At 44.9% G+C, this 17,507-nt stretch carries 14 protein-coding genes and 3 rRNA genes; 13 read left to right on the plus strand and 4 right to left on the minus strand.

Features of this window, described 5'->3' with window-relative positions; all coding sequences use genetic code 11:
* Positions 1-36: 36 nt before the first annotated feature.
* From P9989_RS05925 to P9989_RS05935, 3 genes are all read left to right on the plus strand, one after another.
* Entirely contained in the window at positions 37-219 is a 183-nt protein-coding gene (locus P9989_RS05925; RefSeq protein WP_205439475.1) for a gamma-type small acid-soluble spore protein, read from the plus strand.
* 392 nt (positions 220-611) lie between these two features.
* Complete coding sequence (ntdP, locus tag P9989_RS05930; RefSeq protein ID WP_283077881.1) at positions 612-1,139, plus strand: nucleoside tri-diphosphate phosphatase; 528 nt, start codon at positions 612-614, stop codon at positions 1,137-1,139.
* A 64-nt stretch (positions 1,140-1,203) separates the two neighbouring features.
* Positions 1,204-2,976, plus strand: coding sequence for an ABC transporter ATP-binding protein (locus P9989_RS05935; RefSeq protein ID WP_283077882.1), 1,773 nt, complete (start codon positions 1,204-1,206; stop codon positions 2,974-2,976).
* A gap of 53 nt (positions 2,977-3,029) precedes the next feature.
* Here P9989_RS05935 and P9989_RS05940 read toward each other — a convergent pair whose 3' ends face one another.
* The 3 genes from P9989_RS05940 to P9989_RS05950 form a co-directional block, all read right to left on the minus strand.
* Positions 3,030-4,097, minus strand: coding sequence for an FUSC family protein (locus P9989_RS05940; RefSeq protein WP_283077883.1), 1,068 nt, complete (start codon positions 4,095-4,097; stop codon positions 3,030-3,032).
* 210 nt (positions 4,098-4,307) lie between these two features.
* Complete coding sequence (locus P9989_RS05945; RefSeq protein ID WP_283077884.1) at positions 4,308-5,603, minus strand: glutamate-1-semialdehyde 2,1-aminomutase; 1,296 nt, start codon at positions 5,601-5,603, stop codon at positions 4,308-4,310.
* 344 nt (positions 5,604-5,947) lie between these two features.
* Complete coding sequence (locus tag P9989_RS05950) at positions 5,948-6,070, minus strand: hypothetical protein (RefSeq protein WP_283077885.1); 123 nt, start codon at positions 6,068-6,070, stop codon at positions 5,948-5,950.
* Between the two features lie 83 nt (positions 6,071-6,153).
* Here P9989_RS05950 and P9989_RS05955 point away from each other — a divergent pair, with 83 nt between their 5' ends.
* The 6 genes from P9989_RS05955 to perR all read left to right on the plus strand — a co-directional run bounded on the left by P9989_RS05955 (position 6,154) and on the right by perR (position 10,425).
* On the plus strand, positions 6,154-6,564 hold the full coding sequence (locus P9989_RS05955; protein ID WP_283077886.1) for an ion channel: 411 nt from the start codon (positions 6,154-6,156) through the stop codon (positions 6,562-6,564).
* 65 nt (positions 6,565-6,629) lie between these two features.
* Complete coding sequence (bcp, locus tag P9989_RS05960) at positions 6,630-7,100, plus strand: thioredoxin-dependent thiol peroxidase (RefSeq protein WP_283077887.1); 471 nt, start codon at positions 6,630-6,632, stop codon at positions 7,098-7,100.
* 102 nt (positions 7,101-7,202) lie between these two features.
* A complete protein-coding gene (locus P9989_RS05965; protein WP_283077888.1) occupies positions 7,203-8,312 on the plus strand; it encodes an aminopeptidase in 1,110 nt (369 codons plus the stop codon).
* A gap of 31 nt (positions 8,313-8,343) precedes the next feature.
* Positions 8,344-9,297, plus strand: coding sequence for a D-2-hydroxyacid dehydrogenase (locus P9989_RS05970; RefSeq protein ID WP_283077889.1), 954 nt, complete (start codon positions 8,344-8,346; stop codon positions 9,295-9,297).
* Between the two features lie 2 nt (positions 9,298-9,299).
* On the plus strand, positions 9,300-9,854 hold the full coding sequence (locus P9989_RS05975) for a cob(I)yrinic acid a,c-diamide adenosyltransferase (RefSeq protein ID WP_283077890.1): 555 nt from the start codon (positions 9,300-9,302) through the stop codon (positions 9,852-9,854).
* A gap of 127 nt (positions 9,855-9,981) precedes the next feature.
* Complete coding sequence (perR, locus tag P9989_RS05980; RefSeq protein WP_390306651.1) at positions 9,982-10,425, plus strand: peroxide-responsive transcriptional repressor PerR; 444 nt, start codon at positions 9,982-9,984, stop codon at positions 10,423-10,425.
* Between the two features lie 259 nt (positions 10,426-10,684).
* On the opposite strand, the gene P9989_RS05985 is transcribed toward perR, so the two are convergent.
* Positions 10,685-11,062: a YgzB family protein gene (locus P9989_RS05985; protein ID WP_283077892.1), complete on the minus strand. Its 378-nt coding sequence runs from the start codon at positions 11,060-11,062 to the stop codon at positions 10,685-10,687.
* A 133-nt stretch (positions 11,063-11,195) separates the two neighbouring features.
* Here P9989_RS05985 and P9989_RS05990 point away from each other — a divergent pair, with 133 nt between their 5' ends.
* From P9989_RS05990 to rrf, 4 genes are all read left to right on the plus strand, one after another.
* Positions 11,196-12,071 (plus strand): nucleotidyltransferase-like protein, encoded by an 876-nt coding sequence (locus P9989_RS05990; RefSeq protein ID WP_283077893.1) that lies wholly within the window; start codon positions 11,196-11,198, stop codon positions 12,069-12,071.
* Between the two features lie 430 nt (positions 12,072-12,501).
* Positions 12,502-14,070 (plus strand): 16S ribosomal RNA (locus tag P9989_RS05995).
* Between the two features lie 216 nt (positions 14,071-14,286).
* Positions 14,287-17,210 (plus strand): 23S ribosomal RNA (locus P9989_RS06000).
* 172 nt (positions 17,211-17,382) lie between these two features.
* Positions 17,383-17,496 (plus strand): 5S ribosomal RNA (gene rrf / locus P9989_RS06005).
* Together the 16S, 23S and 5S rRNA genes form the textbook arrangement of a ribosomal RNA operon.
* Positions 17,497-17,507: the final 11 nt, after the last annotated feature.

Here is a 17,507-nt window from a genome sequence, read left to right on the forward strand (position 1 = left end):
TATCTGCGCACAATAATTTTTGCGGAGGTGATTATGATGGCTAAACAACCCAAACAAGCGGGTAAACAAGCAGCTGGTACTGATGCACAGCAGGTTCGTAAGCAGAACCAACAAGCTGCCCAAGGTCAGGGCCAATTTGGTACTGAATTTGGTGCAGAACAAACTAATGCACAACAAGTACAAAAGCAAAATCAAAAATCTCAGGCTAAGAAAAAGTAACCTGAGTTCTGATCTAGCTTGGTCAGGCTGCTAGTTAGCCTGGTATCAAACTCCCGGAAGCCGTCCAAATGTGGGCGGCTTCTTTTTTGACCCTACACGACTTAGGTCGTTAAGTATTGGCACATGCCCCGCAGGACGCGGGTTAGTTCGGTGTTGGCACATGCCCCACAGGATGTGGGGTAATTCGGTGTTGGCACAGGACGTGCCGTTTTTAACCGAACTTCCGCTAACCCCGGTTTTAGTCGAACTTCCGCTAATCCCGGTCTTAACCGAACTTTCTCGTCCCTCTACGCTTTTGTTTTTTAAACCCAATTGTTTTCATTCAGTATCGATTGTCGTTATAATAGATAGAAGGTGTGATTCGGGAAAATAAAAGGGAAGGGGAGATGAATATGCCCGGCCCCGCCGCTGGAAAGCGAATTGAAATTCAAAGCTATAAACATAATGGACAGCTGCATCGTGTGTGGGAAAGCACAACGATACTTAAGGGTACGAGGAATGTAATTATTGGAGCCAATGACCGTACAAGGGTAAAAGAAAGTGACGGGCGTACGTGGATTACGCGTGAACCGGCTATTTGTTATTTCCATTCAAAGTATTGGTTCAATGTAATAGGTATGCTGAGAAATGATGGGGTGTACTATTATTGTAATATCAGTTCCCCTTTTATATATGAGGATGAAATGATTAAATACATTGACTATGACTTGGATGTAAAGATATTTCCAGATATGACGTTTAAACTGCTTGATGAAGACGAGTACGAAATACACAAACGTCAAATGAATTATCCTCATGTTCTAGATCGGATTTTATACAATAATGTAGACACCCTTGTTCGATGGGTCAGGCAAAGAAAAGGTCCGTTTTCGCCAGAATTCATTGATCAATGGTATGAACGTTACTTAACATACCGGTAAGATTATTTTTTTGCGCACTGTAATGGTGCGCATACTTATGGTTAGGGAAAATAGGTGATATAGTTTGAATAGTATTAAGCGCTACTTAGCTTTTGTTAAGCCATATAAAAAAAAGATTGCTCTGACTGTTTCTGTCGGAGTTGTAAAATTTTCAATCCCGTTATTGATGCCGTTGATTATAAAATATGTGATCGACAATATCATTAATTCGGAATCATTAGCACAATCAGAAAAAATTGATCAATTACTGCTGCTTATGGGCGGCGCCTTTTTTGTGTTTCTGATCTTGCGTCCGCCTATTGAGTACATTCGTCAATATTTAGCTCAATGGATCGGAAATACGATATTGTATGATGTGCGGGATAAGCTGTTTGATCACATCCAGAAACTTAGCTTGCGATTTTATTCACAAACCAAGACCGGTGAAATAATTTCTCGTGTCATTCATGATGTGGAGCAGACCAAGACTTTTGTGATAACAGGGTTAATGAATATTTGGTTAGATATGTTTACAATTGTTATTGCTATTATTATCATGCTTACTCTTGACCCTTGGTTAACACTGGTATCTGTCGCACTGTTTCCGTTATATGGGTTTGCTGTCAAGTTTTTCTATGCAAGGTTAAGGAAGCTCACCAGAGACCGTTCACAGGCACTTGCTGAAGTTCAAGGGCACCTCCATGAACGGGTTCAAGGAATGCCGGTTATACGCGGCTTTGCACTTGAAGATCATGAACATGAACAGTTTGATACACGTAACTCGAACTTTTTAGATAGAGCGATTAAGCATACGAATTGGAATGCTTACACGTATTCTGTTACGAATACTATTACTGATCTGGCTCCCTTACTTGTCATCACCTTTGCTGGTTATCAGGTGATTACGGGAGCTTTGACGGTAGGTACAATGGTAGCGTTTGTCGGATATATGGACCGTGTCTATAACCCGTTAAGACGCCTGGTCAATTCCGCCACCGTCTTAACTCAATCCATTGCTTCCATGGACCGGGTGTTTGAGTTTTTTGATGAAAAATACGACATCGTGGATAAGAAGGATGCCAAGCGGTTAGAACACGTCCACGGCGATGTGACGTTTAAGGATGTATCGTTTCGATATGATGAAGGGGAACCGGATGTGTTGAATGAGGTAAACCTCCAGGTTGAAAAAGGAGAGACGATTGCTTTCGTAGGCATGAGCGGGGGTGGAAAGTCAACCTTGATTAGCTTAATACCTCGTTTTTATGATGTAACGAGTGGTCAAATCTTAATCGATGGCCAGGACATTCGTGATGTGCAAGCCCGTTCCTTACGTGACAAGGTGGGAATGGTGCTTCAGGATAACATTCTCTTTAGTGAGTCCATTGCTATGAACATTAAGATGGGGAATCCCGATGCTACTGAGGAACAAATGATCGAGGCGGCTAAGGCAGCAAACGCTCATGACTTCATTATGAATTTGCAGCACGGCTATGATACGTTAGTCGGCGAGCGTGGAGTCAAACTTTCTGGCGGTCAGAAACAGCGTGTTGCGATTGCCAGGGTATTTTTGAAAAATCCTCCACTATTAGTGCTTGATGAAGCCACATCGGCGTTGGACTTGGAAAGCGAAAGCCTTATTCAATCAGCGCTTGAACGTCTGGCTTCTGATCGAACTACCTTTATCGTGGCACACCGGTTAGCAACGATCACCCATGCGGATCGTATCGTTCATATTGAAAACGGTGAAATCGTTGAAGTAGGGTCACATGAAGAATTAATGCAGCAAAAAGGTCATTATTACGATTTGTATCAGGTTCAGCAGCTTGATGATCATAAAACAGAATACTTGGGAACTTAGATGAAATGTGAACAATTATAAAAAGCAGGAGACCGTCAACGGTCACCTGCTTTTTACTTCTCAGTTGTTTGTATGGAATTGTGATGACGGTGTTTTTCGTAGCTTTTTAATAATCGCTTAAATTTCTCCAGCTGGTAATGATACTCCATCAGTTGGGAAGCCAGCGGCAGGAAAATAAGCTTATCTGGATTATGATTTTCTTCATATACTTGAATCAGCTGTTCTACAAGCACTGGAATATTCGGATCTTCAATTTCTCTCAGTGATTGTTTATGGGTTTGTTTAATTCGTCCTTTTAAGCTGAGGACGATTTTTTCATGTGCATTGATTAGCTTGTCGAGCTCGTTCACTAATGAATCTTGAAATTGGCTTGGTATTTGTTCAATTCGATGATCAAGCCGGTAAAAAGCTTTAAGCACATCAAATGATTTCTTCGTTGTCGTAATCAACTGTCTAAATAAGACAAGCTTTCTTCCTTTGGCAAACCGTTTTCCCTTAAAGTAAGTTCGTTCCTCAGAGTATAACAAATAAGTATGATCAATCCAGCGAAAGTTATCCTGGATACGCGTGATTTCGTATTTTAATGCTGGTTCGTCTGAAAGCTGTCTTGTCGTGACCCGTAACCACTGAAGAATATCAGTAGTTGTGGTATCAATTTTTGCAAAAAGGCGTGTTTCATAATGTGGTGGGACGAACACAAGGTTGACCACAAATGCGGCCAATATCCCTAGCAAGAGTGAACTCAGACGCGAAGCCGCAAAATACATAAACGTCAGATCAGTTGAATCCATAAGGGCAACAACAGCTACGGCGGCTAATGAAATCGTACTCTCATTCATCTTCAGGTTCATAGTGAGGCCAATCACAACAATAATGGCAAAAGCAACCACAAAGGGATCGTTCCCTAGTGTAAATACAGCAATAATAGCAATCCCGGCACCTATTAAATTCCCCTGGATTTGTTCCACAATCGATTGATAGGATCGATAGATAGAAGGTTGAATCGAAAATAGGGCTGCAATAGCTGCTAAAAGTGGTGACACAAACCCTAGTAATTCAGCTACATATAAGGCTACAGCTACGGCTAACCCAGTTTTCATCATACGTGCGCCTAATTTCATTGAACGACCATCCTTACCTTTTCATTCGTCTATATTAGTATATCCTATCACTTCTTTAGTAGGAAGAGACAGGATGAACTATACAAACTATCGTACCCGTTTGCGAAAAGAAGTAATCGAGTCCTCGATAAGACAATGGGTGAAGGTGATAAAGAATGCCCTAGATCGTATAAAACCCTTGAGAATAAACTCAAGGGTTACAAAGCTGGCCTAGCCTTGGGCCATTATTTCAAATGTATGCTGGACAGCCTGCAGTGTCGTATTGATATCTTCTTCTGTGTGAGCTGTGGTTAGGAACCAGGCTTCGTATTTAGAAGGGGCCAGGTTAATTCCCTGATCAAGCATAAGCTTGAAGAATTTAGCGAATTGTTCGCCATTTGTTTGCTCAGCTTGTTCATAATTTTCGACTTTTTCATCGGTGAAGTAAACCGTCAAAGCACCTTTTAGACGATTGATGGAGATGGAAATATCGTTCGCCTGGGCGTGTTTGTAGATTCCTTCTTCCAGAAGAGCACCAAGCCTATCCATTTCCTCATAAATGCCTTCTTGCTGAAGGACTTCCAGACAAGCTATCCCTGCTGACATCGAAGCTGGGTTTCCAGCCATAGTGCCTGCCTGATAAGCTGGTCCCAGTGGTGCAACTTGTTCCATAATGTCTGCACGTCCACCATAAGCACCGATTGGTAAACCGCCGCCGATAATTTTACCCATAGCCGTCATATCTGGTTCAATATCAAGGATTTGCTGCGCGCTTCCATATGTAAAACGGAAGGCTGTGATTACTTCGTCATAAATAACGAGAGAGCCGGCTTCATGGGCCAGGTCATTGACTTGTTGCAAAAATCCTGGATTCGGCTCTACAATCCCAAAATTTCCTACGATTGGTTCTACGAGCACCCCTGCTATTTGATCACCGTAGCGTCTAACCGCTTCTTTATAAGGTTCAATATCATTAAATGGTACAGTAATTACATCTTCAGCAATAGAAGCAGGTACACCTGCTGAATCCGGGGTACCAAGAGTAGAAGGTCCAGAGCCAGCGGCAACCAAGACTAAGTCTGAATGACCGTGGTAGCAGCCTGCAAATTTAATAATTTTATTACGGCCAGTGTAGGCACGGGCCACACGAATCGTTGTCATCACAGCTTCTGTTCCTGAGTTTACGAAACGGACCTTATCTAAAGACGGGATAGCATCTTTCAGTTTTTTGGCAAATGTATTCTCAAGTACGGTCGGTGTGCCGTACAATACACCAATTTGGGCTGCTTTCGTAATCGCTTCAGTAATATGCGGGTGGGCGTGCCCTGTAATAATCGGTCCATATGCCCCTAAGTAATCAATATATTTTTGGCCGTCGACATCGTAAAAATAGGCGCCTTCTGCCCGGTCCATGTACACCGGTGTTCCGCCGCCCACTCCTTTATAGGCACGTGACGGGGAGTTGACTCCGCCTACAATGTGTTGCTTGGCCTCATCATATAATTGTTCAGATTTAGTGAAATTCATGAACTTCCCTCCAATAATCAAACTTCCATCATCTATTGTAGCATGTTAAAAACAAAACCATGAAAGGAAAAGAAAGCCACCGCAAGGATCATCCAGAAGAATGGATGATCACTCTAAGGAGTCCTCTGAGATAGGTTCTATTTGATATAAAGTACGCTGTTTTAGGTGCTGCCCTCCTAAAAACAGACCCTGATACCGAGGGTAGAGAGTGCGAATATATAAAGAATGTTTTCATTTGTCAGCGGGCTATTGACGTTAGGCTGCTAACTTCAGAACAAGCATAAACAAGAAAGTCATTACATAATAAAAAAGTATATACGGAAGCTTGTCTTTTAAAAATAAATTCATCCAGAAACACTCCATTGTGACTCAAGTTTATAGTCAGCTCCCCTAATCGTCATAATTGCTTGTTCAATACTAAGTTCCACAGGTTTATTCCTCACTCGGGCGATCATCACTGTTAACATCAAATGGCGATTTTAGAATTACCTTTTACAATAATTTTCATGAATATCTACCTTTCTTATTTGCTAAAGGGAGTGTATCCAGGTTGGTTTCCATAGTTGTAGCTTTCATCATTTTATTATTAATTGCTGGGAGTCTGCGACAGTTGTTTGCTTCTCTCGAAGTGGAGCATCGAACATTTTCTGTCGAGATCTTCTTTGCTTTACTTCTATTGTACACGATCGTAATGGTTGGATTTGGGGTTATTTATGCGACACTTTCTTATCAGGGGATCATTATATTCGCACATACTTCCGGTGTATTTCCCACGGAGTGGGTCACAGAACTTGCTCGTGGTGTCTATTTTAGTGGGGTTACGTTGTTCACTGTAGGATACGGCGATTTTATGCCGATTGGATGGGGACGATTTGTCGCTGTCGTTGAGGCGTTAGTCGGCTATACATTACCTGCAGCTATTGTCGCTAAGGTATGGCAATCTTCTGCACGCGACTCCTGATAGTGGATGTAACTCACCCGTACATGATAGTCTAAGACTAGACACTCATTAGGAGGGATTTAACCATGACAGTAGAAACTGGACAAAAAGCCCCTGACTTCGAATTAACGGCAAACAACGGGGAAACCGTAAAACTATCAGATTACCGTGACAAGAATGTTGTACTCTATTTTTACCCGAAAGACATGACGCCAGGATGTACCACAGAAGCTTGCGATTTCCGTGATCAACACGAAAGCTTCGAAGAATTAGATGCCGTAATTCTTGGTGTAAGCCCGGATCCAGTCGACAGCCATAGGAAATTCATTGATAAGCATGAATTACCTTTCCTGCTGCTTGCTGATGAGGACCATAAAGTAGCCGAAGAATATGGAGTATGGAAGCTGAAGAAAAACTTTGGTAAGGAGTATTACGGAATTGAACGTTCTACCTTCATTATTGACAAAGAAGGCAACTTAGCTGAAGACTACCGAAAAGTTAAAGTGGACGGGCATGTTGAATCAGCGCTTCAGTATATTCGTGAAAACTTAGCGTAACTTAAGTAAACCGTGATAGACTCGTCTATCACGGTTTTTGTTTATTTTTTGAAGGAAAAAATCAACTTTTACAGAATTATATGATGGGGAGGTCTGATACATATGAGAGACACCAGGTTAAAGGAATTAGCTGATGTGCTGTTATCACACTCACTTGATGTGAAACAAGGGGAAAAGGTGATGGTGCAAGGCCAGACGAATACTAAACCTTTAATGAAAGAATTGATTTCAGGGATTCACGACAGGGGAGCACTTGCTTTCTATGAGATTGATGACGATGAACTGATGAGAGTATGGGTATCGCGGGCACCGAAGGAAGTTTTTACCCAAACGAATACAAGAAAACTCGAGGAGAATAAAGAGATCGATTCATTTATCCAAATTCTGAGTGAAGAAAATGATGCGGAGATAAGCGGGATCCCTCCGGAACAGTTTCAAATGGCGATGCAGGAAATGAAGCCCGCGGGCGAACTTGTCGTAAAAGAAAAGAAGTGGGTGCTGCTGAATTATCCAACGAAAGCTGCTGCTCAAAAAGCCGGCATGCCCTATGATAAGTATGTGGATTACTTATTGGAAGTTTGTACAATTGATTATAAAAAAATGAGTCGGGCACAAACAGAATTATCACAGTTACTGGACGAGACGAAAGAAGTAAGAATAACGGCGGAAGGTACGGATCTTACTTTTTCTATTGAAAACATTCCGAGTGTGATCTGTGCAGGTAAGAGAAATATTCCGGACGGTGAAGTGTACACGGCACCAATTAAAGATAGTGTGAATGGCACCATTCGCTTTAACACACCAAGTCCCTATCAAGGTGTAGTGTTTCGCGATATCACCTTAACATTTGAACATGGAAAAGTAATCAAGGCTGTCGCAGATAAAACAGAGGAGCTCACCAAAATTCTCGATTCCGATGAAGGGGCACGATATATCGGTGAATTCGCTTTAGGCCTTAATCCGGTCATTACCGAGCCAATGGGAGATATACTTTTTGATGAAAAAATTTGCGGAAGCCTGCACGTAGCGTTAGGACAATGCTATGATGAAGCCAAAAACGGCAATGATTCCACTGTGCATTGGGATATGGTGCTGATTCAGCGGCCTGAGTATGGTGGCGGTCAAGTTTACTTTGACGGAGAATTAATAAGGGAAGATGGTTTGTTCGTGAAAGAGGAACTGCTGGGATTAAATCCAGAGCAGCTGAAATAATTGGTAATCGAGGGAAAACAGAGGTGAACGTATGAAGGTTGTATCGGCTATTAAACGAGTTCCTGAAGACATAAAAGCTAGACTTAAGAATAACTTTGAGCAAGTTGAGTTTTTCTTTTGCCATGGCATGAAGGAGGCAAAAGCGCTTATAGCGGAAGCGGACGTCCTGATTACATATGGGGAGGATGTGACCCCTGAGATGATAGGTGAAGCGGTGAACCTCAAGTGGATCATGGTTCTTTCTGCCGGAATGGATCAAATGCCTTTTGAGGAAATCGAGAAGCGGAACATTGTGGTAACAAATGTTCGCGGGATCCACAGGAAACAGATGGCTGAATACGCCATATCCATGCTTTTGCAAGTGTATCGACAGGCGAAAACGATGATTGAATCAGAACATAACCATGAATGGAATCGGCGGATTTCGATCAGAGAGATAAATGGACAAACGATGGTTTTGCTCGGCACAGGTGCCATTGCTCAAGAGACAGCCCGGATTGCAAAGGCGTTTCGCATTAAGACAATTGGGGTATCGAAATCTGGAAAGGCGAAGGATTATTTTGATGAAACCTTACCAGTAGACAGGATAGAGGAAGCTTTGCCAAAAGCTGATCTAGTCGTCGCAGTCTTACCAAGCACACGGGAGACCTCCTATCTATTAAAGGAAGAACATTTTCAGCTTATGCCTGATCATGCGGTTTTCCTTAACATGGGCAGAGGCGACTTAGTTGCTTCACACGTAATCTTAAAGGCTGTGAGGAACCATCAAATCGGTCATGCCGTTTTAGATGTATTTGAAGAAGAACCTCTCCCAGAAGACCATACATTTTGGGGTGAAAAAAATATTACCGTTACACCGCATTTTTCAGGGAAATCACCACAGTACATTCCACGCGGGTTTGATCTGTTTGAACAAAACCTGCAGTCATTTTTAAATCGAGATGGGGAAATGAAGAATCTTATTGATCCTAAACGGAGGTATTAAGCATGCGTATTTATACAAGATCAGGGGACAAGGGGCAGACATCACTAATTTATGGAGACCGCGTTGATAAGAGTGATCTAAGAGTAGAAGCGTATGGAACGTGTGATGAGGCCAATTCGGCGATAGGTGTGGCCTTAAGCCATCTTATTCGTGAGAAATGGGAAGGAAAGACTGAATTTCTTTCCTCTATGCAAAAAATACAAACGATCCTCTTCCATGTTGGTGCTGAACTGGCTACACCTAAAGGGAAAAAGGTTACGTGGGAATTAAAAAAGGAGCATATTGACGAGCTCGAACAATATATTGATAAATGGGACGCTGATTTGGCAGAGCTAAATAACTTTATTCTGCCTTCTGGGCATGAAGCATCAGCCGGTTTGCATATGGCACGTACGATCGTAAGAAGGGCAGAACGGACAGCTGTCGCGCTGGGAGATGAGGTTAATACACTTGTAGTCTCTTATTTAAACCGATTGTCCGACTTGCTTTTTGTAGCAGCACGATACGTAAATCAGCATTTAGGAGGTAAAGAGCTGCCATTGCACCCGGATGTCTAATGAGATAGAAGGCAGTTCAGTTATGGGTATTTATTGACAATACTATTGCCAACAGGTTAAACTGATTATAAAGATTCTAATTTAATAATTTTCTAATTGAGAGAATTAATATATGAAAGCGAGGTGCATGACGGTGTCTGAACAACGACTGCAAGAAGCAATTGATACACTAAAAAGTTCTGGAGTTCGAATTACACCACAACGTCATGCGGTGCTTGAATACCTGCTGAATGCAATGACTCACCCGACAGCTGATGATATTTATAAAGCATTGGAGAGTAAGTTCCCAAATATGAGCGTCGCAACAGTGTATAACAACTTGCGCGTCTTCAGGGAAATTGGACTTGTAAGAGAACTTACTTATGGCGATTCATCAAGCCGCTTTGATTGTAACACTTCTGATCACTACCATATTATTTGTGAAACCTGTGGAAAGATCGTTGATTTTCACTATCCTAAGTTAAATGAAGTGGAAGCATTAGCTGAACAGGTGACTGGATTTACTGTAAGTCATCATCGCATGGAAGTTTACGGGACATGTTCACAATGTAAAGCGAAAACTGCTCACTAGAACTGGAAGCCTACGCTTTCAGTTTTCTTTCTATATAAAAGGGACCTGCTGTTATAGCAGGTCCCTTTTATGCTGGCATATAAAATTATAAAAACATTTAAATGTGGATAAACCTGCTTGAAGTTAGTCACGTCTAGCTCCAGCGCCCAGACACTCGAGACATAAGTCAATCGCCTCCCGGAGGAAAGTCAACTCCACTGCGCCGCTTGTCTTATGCTTGTCGTGTCTACTAGGGCGCTTGCGCTTTTGTCCTGAGCATTTATGATTGATGCTCGGCATTTTGTTTTTTATAACGCTTCGAATTATACTTCTCGTCGAATTCTTTCCCCTCAAGTGTCTTGTCCAAAGTAAGGGGCTGTTTACAGTGCATACAGGCATCTACACGCCCGAGCATTTTCGTTGGCTTCTCACAGGACGGACAAACAATTTGAATCGTCCTTGTCGAAAGCATTCCGATCCAAAAATATACTACTGTACTTAAACCAATAAACAGCATTCCGAGGATCATAAAGAGCGCCATAGCCCAAGCTGTTTCTTTAAATAATAGACCAATATACATAACACCAAAACCGGCAAAAATCAGCCAGAAAGCAAAGGAACGTATTTTATTAATTTTACTGGTGTACTTTAACTCCATCTAAGGTCCCTCCTAGATACTCTACAAAGGTAGTATAGCATATTTTACCTGGCAAATTATAATTCGAAAAAAGGATTTTAGCAAAAAGTATCGAATAAAAAAGTGAACCGAATAATGATGTGGGGGATAAATCATGGAAGATCTACTGCGCCCAATTTACCAAGAGAGGGCGAGCCAAGCGAATACATTGGGAATTCTTCTGTTAGAAAAGAAGAAACCAAACAGTCCGGTAACCGATAATTTTGACGTTATTCTATTTATTATTGTTAAAGACACAAAAGAACTCTGGTACGTGAAACATTATGAGTTCGACGACCAGTCCGCTGCTATGCATATTGTAGATGAAACCCTCTTGCAAAAATGGATTGATACAAGTTCTTATCGGAGAGCTGTCGAGTGGGTGATCAATGGAATGATAGTTTTTGAGAGAAACGACTATGTTACAGACCTCAAGGAACGGTTAAGAACTTTTCCTACCCATAAGAGGGATTTAAAGAAAGCTATCGAGTTTGCGAAATTAATTAGAAGCTATAGTGAATCCAAAGATTTATTCGAATCAGGCCAATTTCTAGATGCGTTTAGCCGGATGGTTCACTCGCTGCATTATTTAGCACGGTTAGCGGTGATTGAAAAAGGATTCCATCCAGAAGTTACCGTATGGAATCAAGTGAGGAGAATTGAGCCGGAAGTGTATAAGCTTTATCAGGAGCTTATTGAAAGTAAGGAGGATATTGATAAGCGAGTTCAGCTTATGATCCTCGCTGTAGAGCACGCCGTTAGTGTAAGGTCGCGAACTAGTGCCAAGCATTTACTTATGCTCATGGAAAGTAAAGAGGGGCCGTGGTCTTTCGGGGAGCTTAAAATACATCCGGAAATTCAAGAATACGCACTTGATTTGTCTTCAATGGTAGAATACTTGGTGGATAAGGGACTCATAGAGGTTGCCCCCCAAGAAACAAAAGGGGCAAATATATACCATAGAATGTATCAAGCTGTTCCAATAAGTTAAGAATGAATAACGGATGCCTTGCCCTTTCTTATTTGTAACAAGAGAGGGTTTTTTATTCTTTTTTAAGGAAAGTTAAAAAATACTCTTTAAAAGTATTGACTCATATTTTATAACCGTGGTATATTATTAAACGTCGCATTAAGCGAACAGAACACATCGCTTTTTGAAGAACAACATCATGAAAAAAGTTATTGACTTAACTTATTAACCATGATATATTAATTAGGTCGCTGTTTTGAAGCGGCACTCAACATTTTGATCTTTGAAAACTGAACGAACCAACCAGTACGTCAACACATTCTTTCTATTATATAGAGGGAATACAAACAAGCACATTCGGTGTGCAAAGAGTCAAAGGATCTTCAACTAGGTTCGCAACGTCCTGTTGCAACGTTGGAGGCAGTGCATCCGTGCACAAGCAAACTTAACTTTTATGGAGAGTTTGATCCTGGCTCAGGACGAACGCTGGCGGCGTGCCTAATACATGCAAGTCGAGCGCAGGAAGCAGGCAGATCCCCTTCGGGGGTGATGCCTGTGGAATGAGCGGCGGACGGGTGAGTAACACGTGGGCAACCTGCCTGTAAGATCGGAATAACTCCGGGAAACCGGGGCTAATGCCGGGTAATCTTTTCCCTCGCATGAGGGAGAAGTAAAAGATGGCCTTTGGCTATCACTTACAGATGGGCCCGCGGCGCATTAGCTAGTTGGTGAGGTAATAGCTCACCAAGGCGACGATGCGTAGCCGACCTGAGAGGGTGATCGGCCACACTGGGACTGAGACACGGCCCAGACTCCTACGGGAGGCAGCAGTAGGGAATCTTCCGCAATGGACGAAAGTCTGACGGAGCAACGCCGCGTGAACGATGAAGGTCTTCGGATCGTAAAGTTCTGTTGTTAGGGAAGAACAAGTACCGTGCGAATAGAGCGGTACCTTGACGGTACCTAACGAGGAAGCCCCGGCTAACTACGTGCCAGCAGCCGCGGTAATACGTAGGGGGCAAGCGTTGTCCGGAATTATTGGGCGTAAAGCGCGCGCAGGCGGTTTCTTAAGTCTGATGTGAAAGCCCACGGCTCAACCGTGGAGGGTCATTGGAAACTGGGGAACTTGAGGACAGAAGAGGAGAGTGGAATTCCACGTGTAGCGGTGAAATGCGTAGATATGTGGAGGAACACCAGTGGCGAAGGCGACTCTCTGGTCTGTTTCTGACGCTGAGGTGCGAAAGCGTGGGTAGCAAACAGGATTAGATACCCTGGTAGTCCACGCCGTAAACGATGAGTGCTAGGTGTTAGGGGGCTTCCACCCCTTAGTGCTGAAGTTAACGCATTAAGCACTCCGCCTGGGGAGTACGGCCGCAAGGCTGAAACTCAAAGGAATTGACGGGGGCCCGCACAAGCGGTGGAGCATGTGGTTTAATTCGAAGCAACGCGAAGAACCTTACCAGGTCTTGACATCCTTGGACCACCCTAGAGATAGGGTTTTCCCTTCGGGGACCAAGTGACAGGTGGTGCATGGTTGTCGTCAGCTCGTGTCGTGAGATGTTGGGTTAAGTCCCGCAACGAGCGCAACCCCTAATCTTAGTTGCCAGCATTTAGTTGGGCACTCTAAGGTGACTGCCGGTGACAAACCGGAGGAAGGTGGGGATGACGTCAAATCATCATGCCCCTTATGACCTGGGCTACACACGTGCTACAATGGATGGTACAAAGGGCAGCGAAGCCGCAAGGTGTAGCAAATCCCATAAAACCATTCTCAGTTCGGATTGCAGGCTGCAACTCGCCTGCATGAAGCCGGAATCGCTAGTAATCGCGGATCAGCATGCCGCGGTGAATACGTTCCCGGGCCTTGTACACACCGCCCGTCACACCACGAGAGTTGGCAACACCCGAAGTCGGTGAGGTAACACATTATGTGAGCCAGCCGCCGAAGGTGGGGCCAATGATTGGGGTGAAGTCGTAACAAGGTAGCCGTATCGGAAGGTGCGGCTGGATCACCTCCTTTCTAAGGAACTATGGAAGGCGGACACAACCTTCGGGTTGATGGATGCTGATCCATACGGAAGACGCACTGGTTGGTTGTTCAGTTTTGAGAGATCAAACGATCTTCTCAATGTGAACCTTGAAAACTGGATAAGATATTTCAGAACGTGTTTGATCGCAAGATCAACACGGGATGACAAGACATCAAACATCAATTTTCAAACGTCTTTTCACAGATAGTTAAGTGAATAAGGGCGCACGGTGGATGCCTTGGTACTAGGAGCCGATGAAGGACGGGACTAACACCGATATGCTTTGGGAAGCCGTAAGTAGGCTGTGCACCGAAGATTTCCGAATGGGGAAACCCCCTGCTCGTAATGGAGTAGGATCGTTTACTGAATTCATAGGTAAACGAAGGCAGACTCGGGGAACTGAAACATCTCAGTACCCGGAGGAAGAGAAAGCAAACGCGATTTCCCGAGTAGCGGCGAGCGAAACGGAATCAGCCCAAACCAGAAAGCTTGCTTTCTGGGGTTGTAGGACACTCCATTGGAGTTACCAAAAAAGAAGATAGATGAATCGATCTGGAACGATCAGCCAGAGCGGGTAAGAGCCCTGTAATCGACATCTTCTTTTCTCCGGAGTGGATCCTGAGTACGGCGGAACACGAGGAATTCCGTCGGAATCCGGGAGGACCATCTCCCAAGGCTAAATACTCCCTAGTGACCGATAGTGAACCAGTACCGTGAGGGAAAGGTGAAAAGCACCCCGGAAGGGGAGTGAAAGAGAACCTGAAACCGTGTGCCTACAAGTAGTCGGAGCCCATTGATGGGTGACGGCGTGCCTTTTGTAGAATGAACCGGCGAGTTACGACTGTATGCAAGGTTAAGCATCAGAAGCGGAGCCGCAGCGAAAGCGAGTCTGAACAGGGCGCGTGAGTATGCGGTCGTAGACCCGAAACCGTGTGATCTACCCATGTCCAGGGTGAAGGTCAGGTAACACTGACTGGAGGCCCGAACCCACGCAAGTTGAAAATTGCGGGGATGAGGTGTGGGTAGGGGTGAAATGCCAATCGAACACGGAGATAGCTGGTTCTCTCCGAAATAGCTTTAGGGCTAGCCTCAGAATAGAAAGTCTTGGAGGTAGAGCACTGATTGGACGAGGGGCCCCTACCGGGTTACCGAATTCAGTCAAACTCCGAATGCCAACGACTTTGTTCTGGGAGTCAGACCATGGGTGATAAGGTTCATGGTCGAGAGGGAAACAGCCCAGACCGCCAGCTAAGGTCCCTAAGTGTGTGTTAAGTGGAAAAGGATGTGGAGTTGCTTAGACAACCAGGATGTTGGCTTAGAAGCAGCCATCATTGAAAGAGTGCGTAATAGCTCACTGGTCGAGTGACTCTGCGCCGAAAATGTACCGGGGCTAAACACACCACCGAAGCTGCGGATTGATCCGAACGGATCAGTGGTAGGAGAGCGTTCTAAGGGCTGCGAAGTCAGACCGTAAGGACTGGTGGAGCGCTTAGAAGTGAGAATGCCGGTATGAGTAGCGAAAAAAGAGTGAGAATCTCTTTCACCGAAAGCCCAAGGTTTCCTGAGGAAGGCTCGTCCTCTCAGGGTTAGTCGGGACCTAAGCCGAGGCCGAAAGGCGTAGGCGATGGACAACAGGTTGATATTCCTGTACCGCCTCCTTTCCGTTTGAACGACGGGGGGACGCAGGAGGATAAGGAGAGCGCACCATTGGATGTGTGCGTCCAAGCAGTAAGACGGTCGAGGCAGGTAAATCCACTCGGCAACGTCAAGCTGTGATGGGGAGGGAACTAAAGTACCGAAGCTCCTGATTTCACACTGCCAAGAAAATCCTCTAGTGAGGAAAGAGGCGCCCGTACCGCAAACCAACACAGGTAGGCGAGGAGAGAATCCTAAGGTGAGCGGGAGAACTCTCGTTAAGGAACTCGGCAAAATGACCCCGTAACTTCGGGAGAAGGGGTGCTCCTCTGCCGAGGAGCCGCAGTGAAAAGGCCCAAGCGACTGTTTACCAAAAACACAGGTCTCTGCGAAGCCGTAAGGCGAAGTATAGGGGCTGACACCTGCCCGGTGCTGGAAGGTTAAGGGGATGCGTTAGCGCTTTTGGCGCGAAGCGTTGAACCGAAGCCCCAGTAAACGGCGGCCGTAACTATAACGGTCCTAAGGTAGCGAAATTCCTTGTCGGGTAAGTTCCGACCCGCACGAAAGGTGCAACGACTTGGGCACTGTCTCAACGAGAGACCCGGTGAAATTATACTATGCGTGAAGATGCGCATTACCCGCGACAGGACGGAAAGACCCCGTGGAGCTTTACTGTAGCCTGATATTGAATGTTGGTACAGCTTGTACAGGATAGGTGGGAGCCTGAGAAACCGGAGCGCTAGCTTCGGTGGAGGCGCTGGTGGGATATCACCCTGGCTGTACGGACATTCTAACCCAGGACCGTGATCCGGTTCGGAGACAGTGTCAGGTGGGCAGTTTGACTGGGGCGGTCGCCTCCTAAAGAGTAACGGAGGCGCCCAAAGGTTCCCTCAGAATGGTTGGAAATCATTCGCAGAGTGTAAAGGCACAAGGGAGCTTGACTGCGAGACTTACAAGTCGAGCAGGGACGAAAGTCGGGCTTAGTGATCCGGCGGTACCGTATGGAAGGGCCGTCGCTCAACGGATAAAAGCTACCCCGGGGATAACAGGCTTATCTCCCCCAAGAGTCCACATCGACGGGGAGGTTTGGCACCTCGATGTCGGCTCATCGCATCCTGGGGCTGTAGTCGGTCCCAAGGGTTGGGCTGTTCGCCCATTAAAGCGGTACGCGAGCTGGGTTCAGAACGTCGTGAGACAGTTCGGTCCCTATCCGTCGTGGGCGTTGGAAATCTGAAAGGAGCTGTCCTTAGTACGAGAGGACCGGGATGGACACACCGCTGGTGTACCAGTTGTTCCGCCAGGAGCATGGCTGGGTAGCTACGTGTGGACGGGATAAGTGCTGAAAGCATCTAAGCATGAAGCCCCCCTTGAGATGAGATTTCCCCTTACGCCAAGTAAGTAAGATTCCTCAGAGACGATGAGGTCGATAGGTCCGAGGTGGAAGCGTGGTGACACGTGGAGCTGACGGATACTAATCAATCGATGACTTAACTAACATAAAAGCACAGACGACCGTTTATGGGAGTCAAAGCTAGATTTCAAACGTAGAAGATGATGTTTGTCTTGAGTGTCTTATCCAGTTTTGAGTGTTTTCAAAAAAACTCTTGAAATTTTCCTTCAAGGATCTTATAATATATCTTGTCCTTGAAAAAGAATTACAGCAGAGATCTGGTAACGATAGCGAAGAGGTCACACCTGTTCCCATGCCGAACACAGCAGTTAAGCTCTTCAGCGCCGATGGTAGTCGGGTCGATCCCCGTGAGAGTAGGACGCTGCCAGGTTTCGCACTTAT

The organism is Halobacillus naozhouensis (genome assembly GCF_029714185.1).
GTDB classification, from domain to species: Bacteria; Bacillota; Bacilli; order Bacillales; family Halobacillaceae; genus Halobacillus_A; species Halobacillus_A naozhouensis.